The 9406-nt window shown below is 32.4% G+C and carries 7 protein-coding genes and 3 pseudogenes; 3 read left to right on the top strand and 7 right to left on the bottom strand.

Annotated features, from left to right (window positions below; translation table 11 throughout):
• Positions 1-159: 159 nt before the first annotated feature.
• From ascB to LQ693_RS13730, 5 genes and pseudogenes are all read right to left on the bottom strand, one after another.
• Positions 160-1578 carry a 6-phospho-beta-glucosidase gene (gene ascB, locus LQ693_RS12815; RefSeq protein WP_239703241.1) on the bottom strand — a complete coding sequence of 473 codons (1419 nt, stop codon included), beginning with the start codon at positions 1576-1578 and terminating at the stop codon, positions 160-162.
• A complete protein-coding gene (gene ascF / locus LQ693_RS12810) occupies positions 1575-3449 on the bottom strand; it encodes a PTS cellobiose/arbutin/salicin transporter subunit IIBC (RefSeq protein WP_107572965.1) in 1875 nt (624 codons plus the stop codon). The genes ascB and ascF overlap by 4 nt, the downstream gene beginning before the upstream one ends.
• Positions 3450-3625: 176 nt before the next feature.
• On the bottom strand, positions 3626-4471 hold the full coding sequence (licT, locus tag LQ693_RS12805) for a BglG family transcription antiterminator LicT (protein ID WP_025907170.1): 846 nt from the start codon (positions 4469-4471) through the stop codon (positions 3626-3628).
• A gap of 122 nt (positions 4472-4593) precedes the next feature.
• Positions 4594-5634: pseudogene (locus LQ693_RS12800) on the bottom strand (YfcC family protein).
• Positions 5635-5642: 8 nt separating this feature from the next.
• A complete protein-coding gene (locus tag LQ693_RS13730; protein ID WP_259341007.1) occupies positions 5643-6023 on the bottom strand; it encodes a hypothetical protein in 381 nt (126 codons plus the stop codon).
• Between the two features lie 238 nt (positions 6024-6261).
• Here LQ693_RS13730 and LQ693_RS12795 point away from each other — a divergent pair, with 238 nt between their 5' ends.
• A complete protein-coding gene (locus LQ693_RS12795) occupies positions 6262-7008 on the top strand; it encodes a sirohydrochlorin chelatase (protein ID WP_239703242.1) in 747 nt (248 codons plus the stop codon).
• A complete protein-coding gene (locus tag LQ693_RS12790) occupies positions 6983-7234 on the top strand; it encodes a precorrin-2 dehydrogenase/sirohydrochlorin ferrochelatase family protein (protein ID WP_025907174.1) in 252 nt (83 codons plus the stop codon). The genes LQ693_RS12795 and LQ693_RS12790 overlap by 26 nt, the downstream gene beginning before the upstream one ends.
• A 121-nt stretch (positions 7235-7355) precedes the next feature.
• On the opposite strand, the gene LQ693_RS12785 is transcribed toward LQ693_RS12790, so the two are convergent.
• Positions 7356-8024 (bottom strand): histidine kinase, encoded by a 669-nt coding sequence (locus LQ693_RS12785; protein WP_142397687.1) that lies wholly within the window; start codon positions 8022-8024, stop codon positions 7356-7358.
• Positions 8025-8083: 59 nt separating this feature from the next.
• A pseudogene (locus LQ693_RS12780) lies at positions 8084-8227 on the bottom strand (IS3 family transposase); the annotation flags it as partial.
• A gap of 1064 nt (positions 8228-9291) precedes the next feature.
• On the opposite strand from LQ693_RS12780, the pseudogene LQ693_RS12775 reads away from it, so the two are divergent.
• Positions 9292-9406: pseudogene (locus tag LQ693_RS12775) on the top strand (tRNA-dihydrouridine synthase); the annotation flags it as partial.

Raw genomic sequence — 9406 nt, 5'->3', positions numbered from 1 at the left:
ATTCGAAGACTACAGGCTGAGAACATGCCCGCGGAAAGCATGCGCATAAAAAAATGCCGGCAAAGTCTAAGACTTTGTCGACACTCTGAAAGTAGACATTCAATTTCAAAATTGAATGTCTACTTTGTTATTATGTGTTGAACTCAAGAAAAATTCTATTTATATTCCATTCTGCTGTATGACTTGCTTATACCAATCAAATGATTTTTTCTTTCGACGTTTGAGTGTCCCGCTTCCTGCATCGTCTTTATCTACATAAATCATTCCATATCGTTTACTCATTTCTCCTGTTGATGCAGACACTAAATCGATAATACCCCAACTTATATATCCCAACAATGGAACGCCATCTTGAATTCCATCGTACATTGCTTCTATGTGCTGTTTCATATAATCTATTCTATAATCATCTTGAATTGTACCATCCGCTTCTACCACATCTTTAGCACCTAATCCGTTCTCAACGACAAATAGTGGCTTTTCAAATCTTTCATATATTTGATTCATCGTGATTCTTAAACCAAGCGGATCGATAACCCATCCCCAATCACTCATTTTAAGATAAGGATTTTTGGCTGATACAATTACATTTCCATCGTTTTTTTCAACTCTTGATATATCCGCAATAGATGTTCGAGATGCATAATAACTAAATGCTACAAAATCCACAGTTTCTTTCAATATTTCTTTATCTGATTCATCTATTTCAATGTTAATCCCTTTATCCTTAAAAAATGAATCCATATAGTATGGATATTTACCTTTCGCTTGTACATCTACAAAGAAAGTATTTGTTCTTTCATCATTCATAGACTGCCATACATCTTCTGGATTACAACTGTATGGATAGAAACTACCACCGGCAATCATACATCCAATTTTTGCGTGTGGCGTAATACGATGACAACTTCGAACAGCTTTCGCACTTGCTACTAACATATAATGTGCAGCTTGATATAATATTTCTTCTCTATTTTCACTATCATCAAAGTACAATCCGCCACCTGAAAATGGACTGTGTAACACTACATTAATTTCATTGAATGGAATCCAATAATTGACGTATTCTCCAAAATTATTAAAGCAAGTTTCTGCAAATTTAATATATAAATCGATCGTTTCTCTATTTTTCCACCCATTATATTTTTCAACTATCCCCATTGGAATATCAAAATGCGCAAGTGTAACGAGTAATTCCATACCATGTTTTTTACATGTCTTGAATAGACCTTTGTAATAATTTATACCTGCCTGATTCGGCATTTCTTCATCGCCATTTGGGAAAATCCTACTCCAAGAAATAGATGTTCTAAATACTTTCAACCCCATTTCAGCAAGTAACGCGATATCCTCTTTATAATGATGATAAAAATCTATACCAGTATGACTTGGATAATATTCATTCTGATCAAGTTCACTCTTTTTATAACCTAACTTTATATCTTGTCTCTTCGTACCATGAGGAATTAAATCAATATTACTGATTCCTCTACCATCTTTATCCCAAGCGCCTTCTGTTTGATTGGCTGCTATTGCGCCACCCCAAAGAAAATTTTCCGGGAAATATTTTATTGTCATGATTTAACCACTCCTAATATGGATGTTTGTGCTTTAACCTCTGCGTGATCAAAGGATGTTATTGATTCATATTCATCTGTATTTGTAACGACAATAATCGTTGTCGGATCATAACCTGATTCAATAATTTGTGTTAAATCAAATGTACCAAGAATATCGCCAACAGTTACATGATCACCTTGTTCAATTGTTGATGTAAATGGTTCTCCATTTAATTTCACAGTATCAATACCTACATGTACTAATACTTCAACACCATTATCTCCTGTTATACCGATAGCATGTTTTGTTGGAAATACAGAAGTTACCGTACCTGTTACTGGAGCATAAATTTTATTACCTGTTGGTTCAATTGCCATGCTTTTCCCGATTACTTCTCTACTAAATACGTCATCTTCAACACTTTCAATTGGTTTTATATGTCCTTCAACAGGTGCTGCAACTGTTAGATGATCTTGAGAACCTAAATCTAATAATTCATCTTCAGATTCTGGAATATCTTCAAATCCAAGTACTAACGTTAAGATAAATGAAAGAACAACCGATAGAACCATTACTACAATAATCCACACTATACTCATTGGATTATCTTTTTCAATAAATTGTACACTCGTAAACAAACCTGGTGCTGCCATAGAATGACTTGCTAAACCTGCAAGCCCTGCTACAGCACCTGCAACAAATCCTGTAATTACAGATGCAATCATTGGGCGTTTTAATCGAATAGCAACCCCATATAATGCTGGTTCAGTTATACCTGCAATAATGGCTGATGATGCAGCTGCCAATGACGTTTGACGTAATTCTCTATTTTTCGTTTTAAATGCTACTGCTAATGAAACGCCCCCTAATGATAAGTTAGCACCAATCTCGGATGGCATAACCATACCTTCTTTACCTGTTTCAGCAATTGTTTGAACAATCGTTGGTGTGAATACACGGTGCATACCTGTCATAACTAATAATGGCCATAAGGCACCTACGATAGCTACTGCTAAAAAGCCTAATTTATCATGTACAAAGAAGACAATTTGAGACAGACCTGTACCAATCAAAATACCTGTAGGACCTACGATAATAATCGCTATTGGTGCAGCAATTAATAAGATTAACATTGGCTTCAAGAAGTTCTTCATTACAATTGGTGTAATACGATCTGCAAAATCTTCAATATATTTCAGCAACCAAGTCATGACGATTGCTGGAATAATCGTATAAGTATATTTCACTGACATAACTGGAATAAATGCGAAAGTTGCTTCTTTACCTTCTGCTGCTTTTTCCATAATTTCCATAAACACTGGATGTACCATAACACCAGCAATTGCTAATGCTAAAAATACGTTACTGTTAAATTTCCTTGCTGCAGATACTGCCACAAGCATTGGTAAGAAGAAGAACGGTGCATCTCCTATAGTATTTAAAATATTATACGTTGAACTGCTTTCTGACAGTACACCCGTCATACTTAATAACATGGCCAATAATTTAATCATCGAACCACCAATAATAGCAGGAATTAATGGTGACATCGTTCCGATAATAGCATCAAGAATATTGATACCCACCTGTTTAAATGTTAACTTTTTCTTTTCAACTGGCTCATTACTTTTAGCGCCTCCACTGACGCCATTCTTCATCAATGCTGTATAAGTATGTGATACATTGTTCCCTACAATAACTTGATATTGTCCACCTTGCTTACGTAACCCCATAACACCATCAATATTTTTTATTGCATCATCATCAGCCTTACTGTCATCTTTCAACACAAATCTTAATCTTGTCATACAATGCGTTAAATTTTTAACATTATCACTACCGCCAATGTGTTTAAGTATTTCATCAGCCATCCTTTGTTCATTTGTCATCTTTATATCTCTCCCATCTTGTTTAGAACAATAAAAAAGAGACCCAAATCATAAATAGATAGACTTATCCCTAGATAAATTCACCTATTAATGATTTAGGTCTCGCCTGCCGAACAGTAACAATCCTAAACAATTAATTGTTTATTTTGTTTTCGTAACATCAATATATCACATAATTATTTATTGTCAACGCTTTCATTTCTGGAAATTAATCTCTGTATATGAATCGTTAAGTACAATGCTTCATCGTGGGTCATTTCATACTGGTACTTTTTCAATAAAAATACTTCAATTTTCTTTACACATTTAAATGCATTCTTATATTTCTCTTTTACTATCTCATAAAGTTCGATTTCATTCGTATCAAGTGGGTTACTTGAGAAAATACGTTGAGCAAGAAATTTTAAATGTGTCACGAATCTATAATAAGTTAAACTTTCTTCATCGAAATCTAATCTAAAATGGTATTTCACTAAACTTAAAATATTTTGCACCATTTCTGTTACTTGATTATAGTCTGTTAAGTTATTATGTTCTGCATTTAACAAATGAATTGCAATAAATCCCGCTTCATCTTCAGGTAAACGAACACCAACAATTTCAGCAATCCAATCTAATGCTTGCACACCAATTTCATACTCAGTCGGATAAAAACGTTTCGTTTCCCATAGCAATCCATTCTTAATAGCCATTCCCTCTTTTTGACGCTCAATAGCAAAGTTTATATGATCCGTCAGTGCAACATAAATAGTATCGCTGAGATCTTTTTGATATTTATCCTTCGATACTTCGATAATTTTCTCAACAGCTTGAACCACTTCAATCGGCACTTCGATTAATAACGTTTTAAAGCGATCAGAAATTTCCTGGCTACTTAAATCAAATATTTTTTCAATCTTTGATTCTTCCACAATGTCGCCTTCTTGCTTTTGAAAACCTATCCCTTTCCCCATCACAACACGTTCCTGGTTGTTGTGGGTGACACTAATCACATTATGATTGATGACTCTATTTATCTTCATATGACACCCCTTTAATTAATAAATACATTGTGCCACACCGTTATAATAATTATCAATCTATAAATAAAAGAGACCCAAGTTTTCAAACTTGAATCTCCTTTTACAACTTATTAATTTTCTCCCTACGACCAACCTATCAACTGTGCAAAGATTAATGAAATGATTGAAATGACACCCCATACGATAAAGAGTGGGAAGAAGAATCGGATCCATTTTGTATATGATACGCCTCCGATTGCTAATGTTGCCATAAAGTATCCACTTGTCGGATAGAAGACATGTGTAAAGCCGTCTCCTAATTGGAAGGCTAAGACTGCGGTCTGTCTTGTTATACCTAACATATCCGCTAATGGTGCCATAATCGGCATCATCACTAAGGCTTGTCCGCTTCCTGAAGAAATAATAAAATTAATAAGCACTTGCACGATATACATACCGACTACTGCTACTGTTGGTGTTGCTCCATCGATAACAGAACCTAATCCATGAACGATACTATCCATAATTTTACCGTCTTCAAGTACAACAGCAATTGAACGTGCGAGCCCTACAATAATGGCACCCATTAATACATCTTTGAAACCATCATTAAAAGACTCACAAATTTCACGTGTATTCAATCCAGTTACGAGACCTACTACAATACCCATAACTATGAAAAGACCTGACATTTCTACCATAAACCATCCTTGTGTAATAACCCCGTATACAAGAATGATAAAGAATAAGAGCACGACGCCAATACCAATTTTTTGTCGTTTAGTCGCAACGAGTGGTTCTTGATTCGTAATATCTTTGTACATATGTCGCTACTCAGTATCATCATGATAAACTAAACTGATTGAAGGATCTTTTTTAACTTTTTTAGCGTATTTCATAATAAATAATACCGTTACAAATAGTACAATCACAAAAATAACTAAACGTAATCCGATTCCTGAGAATGTTGGAATACCTGATAATTTTTGAGCTAGTCCTGTATTGATCGGGTTTAACACACCGACCGTGAAGCCGACTACAGTACCACACAATGCAATAGATGTAGCGGTTATAGAGTCATAACCTAAAGCAATAATAAGCGGTATAATAACCGGAATATAAACGAGTGACAACTCTGCTGTACCGATTAATGTTGCAATAATCGCAAATACTGTTGTTAACACTGGAATAATCAAAATACTTTATTTATAAACTGACATGCAAGTTTATCCACACCAATTTCAATAATACCTGTACGTCTTAACACCATAAACATCCCACCTATGATAAGTGTAAAGAAGACAATTTCTCCTGCTTCAATTAAACCTCGTGGTATAATCGAAATAAAATCAACCAAACCAACTGGTGCTGAATCTATGTAATGGAATGAATCTGCATCTACCATTTCTCTACCCTCAGGCCCTTTAACCCTATCAAACTCGCCTGATGGAATTAAATATGTAGAAATAGTTGCAATCACACCGAAAACAAATAAAATCATATATATATGTGGCATACTAAACTTTTTGTTCGACCTATCTTCGTTCTTTGCCTTACCATTTTCCTTTACCAATGTGCACGACCCCTTTGCTTATTTTGATAAACAATTTTATGCTATCACGTTTAGGAAAATTTATAATTATACAAATCAGAAAATTTAAAAAATATTTTTGTCAGTTATTACAAAAAATCATATGCACAAATTATTTTTTACGTTATTATATAGGGAATTCCCTATTTTTCTTCTTTTGAGAAAAAATTCACAAACTTTCGTTATATTGTTTTAGAATAAAGATGTAGGAGGGATTGTCATGCGAAAGACGATTTTAGTTGTTCATGGTATGAGAAAGGGAAAGTTAAATGAAACGTTATTAAATTTTATTCATCAAACTTTTAATAGTGATGAGATTGATTATGAGGTGGCCTTTTTAGAAAGTGAAGAGATCTTATTAGATGAAGTGATTCAACAAACGGTTGATGCTGGATATTCACGTATTCATCTTGTGCCGTTATTATTGTTTACCGCTTCTCATTATTACGAAGATATCGAAGCTTTATATGAAACATTTCAAGAAAATAATCCGAACGTGCAGTTTATATTAAGTAAACCTTTAGGCACACACCCGATTATGACAAACTGGGTTGCTTCTCAACTTGAAGCTTACAAAGACGACATTGATGATGAAACTGGCATTGTCGTACTTGCTCACGGTAATGCACGCTTTGATGAACCGGATGTTGCACTTAGACGAATTTGTAGCGAACTATCAACAGATCAAAACCCATGTTATCCAAGTATGGTCTATGGTGAACTTCGCTTTAAAGAAACATTACCGAAAATCGCTAAGAAGCATCGTAAATTATTAATTATTCCATTTTTCTTCTATGATGGTTTCCTTGTAAACAAGTCGAAACGTCAAATAGAATCACTCGGTTTACCGAACCTTATCACATATACGACTGCCATTAATTTTCATCCGTTATTAAAAGACATTGTACATTTTAGAATTGCTGAGTGTGAGGCGATACCGGATGTATCCAATTCAACTGAACCTTAAAGGTAAACATGTCGTCATTATTGCTGGCGGCAAAATTGCATGGAGAAAGTTCTCTAAATTGAAATCAGAGCCTTGCTCAATTGATGTTATCGCACGTGAATTTCATGAGCACTTTGATACGATTCAACTAACGAAACATATTTGCCTTATACAAGTGGACTATCAACGAGAACATATTGCCCATGCAGACTTAATTATTATCGCAACGAACCAGCCCGAAAAGTGAATACATCGTCAAAAAAGACATGAAAGGCAATATTATTGAGAAGAAGCATATAGAGAATAGATATCAATAGACGGTAGAAATTTTTAAAACAACAGGTATAAGTAAAAATAAGGAGGAACGATTATGAAAAAAAGAACAGTTCAAATAATGATTTTACTATGGCAACGGTTTTAAATGTTATTCTTCTATTCGCTATAATTTTTACAATGCCAATAGAGAGTTTAACTTTGTCTATCGTATTCGCTATATTAGCAGGAGTGAATGCGGTATATTTAATGATATTTAACCCTTTACTATCTTGATAATTATCAACTTTAAATCCTATTCCATCATCAACAAAAGACACTTGATTTTGGTTTATCGTAACTTTAATATTTTTGGCATTGGAATGTTCATATATATTAGAAATAATATTTTCAAATAATCTCTCAAACCACAATTCTTCTCCTGACCAAATTAATTGGTTCTGAACACCTTCTAATTTTATGTTCATATTTTGCCTCTGGATAAGGTATTGCCATTTATCTATTATTTTCTTACAAATGCTTACAACATCTACTTCACGATTAAATGTATAAAAATATTGAATATTCTCTTTCTGATCTATTGAAATATTTTTAATCAGTTTTGAAATATAGTCTATTCTTTCATAAGACACTTCAATATTTTCATCCTCTATTCCATATTGCTGAGAAAGATGGAATAGTTCTAACCTTAATGCAGTTAATGGTGTGTTGATATCATGAGATATTTGATCTATATGATTTTGCTCTACCTTAGTTCTTTCCAATAATTCTATTTCTTTATAACTGAGTCTATCTATTAGCAAATTAATAGATAGACCTAATTCATCAATCTCATCTCTACTTCTTTACGTTTCAACTCAATTTTAAGTGTTTCAACAGTACTTAACTCTTCGATACCTTTTCCGTAGGAATATTGTTTTCCTACTTGTTGATTGAATCTATGTGTTTCACCATTTCTATAAGATCTTTCTTTTTGAATCACTTTACCTTCATCATCTTTTTCTTCATTACCTGATTATTTTCTCCGAAAATTATTAACTTACCATTTTCATATGAAATATCTATTGGTCTTTTGAAAAGCCTAGAGCTCTGCTTTTAATTCATATCTATCATCTTTTTCACTAATATCAGTTTTTATACCTTGTTCATCAAGAAAATTACTAAAAAAATGTCTTCTAAACGGTTTTAAATCATAAGCCATAACAATCACTCCTTATAATATTTAACCTAATTTTTCATTAATACTCTTGACATACTACAAATAATTTAAATATTCTTCCCAATTACTGTTAAATTTGAATTCAACAAAAGGGTTATATTCAAATACACCATCAAATTTAAACCAAAGAGTATTGAACCCAAAAAGGTCCAATACTCTTTATAATTATTTATTACCAAAAACAAGCGTTTTTCTAAAAAATCCAAAAATAACAACACAAACTTATGAACCTTTTTAGGTTCAATCATCCAAAATATTTTTAAAAAATTATCAAAAAGATGTATTTCCTTTTTAAAACTTATAAATATTTTTAAAAAATTATCAAAAAGTTGTATTTCCTTTTTAAAACTTATAAATATTTTTAAAAAATTATCAAAAAGTTGTATTTCCTTTTTAAAACTTATAAATATCTTTAAAAAATTATCAAAAAGATGTATTTCCTTTTTAAAACTTATAAATATCTTTAAAAAATTATCAAAAAGTTGTATTTCCTTTTTAAAACTTATAAATATCTTTAAAAAATTATCAAAAAGATGTATTTCCTTTTTAAAACTTATAAATATCTTTAAAAAATTATCAAAAAGATGTATTTCCTTTTTAAGGGAGTATTTTGAACAAACTCTAATTTTATATACTTTTCTAAATGTATAATCACGTTTATTTCTTAAAACGCAAATACACTCCAAGTAAAAGTAAGTTATAACTATACATATTTGTTACCAAAAAATATACACCTTAACTACATTTAAACCATAAATTACTTGCAACCTTTGTTCTTCTATAAGAAGGTGTTTGGTTATGTGATAACCACATCATTATTCGATAAATACGCGACAAGTGAAACAAGACAATTCAAAAGCTTACGTAGATTCTTCAAAATTTACGTCCGCAGCATGAGAGGCGCTAGCGAATTAAGACATCAATTAA

Source organism: Mammaliicoccus sp. B-M6, assembly GCF_022386965.1.
Classification (GTDB): domain Bacteria; phylum Bacillota; class Bacilli; order Staphylococcales; family Staphylococcaceae; genus Mammaliicoccus; species Mammaliicoccus sciuri_A.
This window is presented reverse-complemented; position numbering and strand designations above follow the sequence as displayed.

Bases quoted from the DNA above. Each gene is read 5' to 3' on its own strand.
- ascB (WP_239703241.1), bottom strand. From the start codon at position 1,578: ATGACAATAAAATATTTCCCGGAAAATTTTCTTTGGGGTGGCGCAATA.
- ascF (WP_107572965.1), bottom strand. From the start codon at position 3,449: ATGACAAATGAACAAAGGATGGCTGATGAAATACTTAAACACATTGGC.
- licT (WP_025907170.1), bottom strand. From the start codon at position 4,471: ATGAAGATAAATAGAGTCATCAATCATAATGTGATTAGTGTCACCCAC.
- LQ693_RS12795 (WP_239703242.1), top strand. From the start codon at position 6,262: ATGCGAAAGACGATTTTAGTTGTTCATGGTATGAGAAAGGGAAAGTTA.
- LQ693_RS12790 (WP_025907174.1), top strand. From the start codon at position 6,983: ATGTATCCAATTCAACTGAACCTTAAAGGTAAACATGTCGTCATTATT.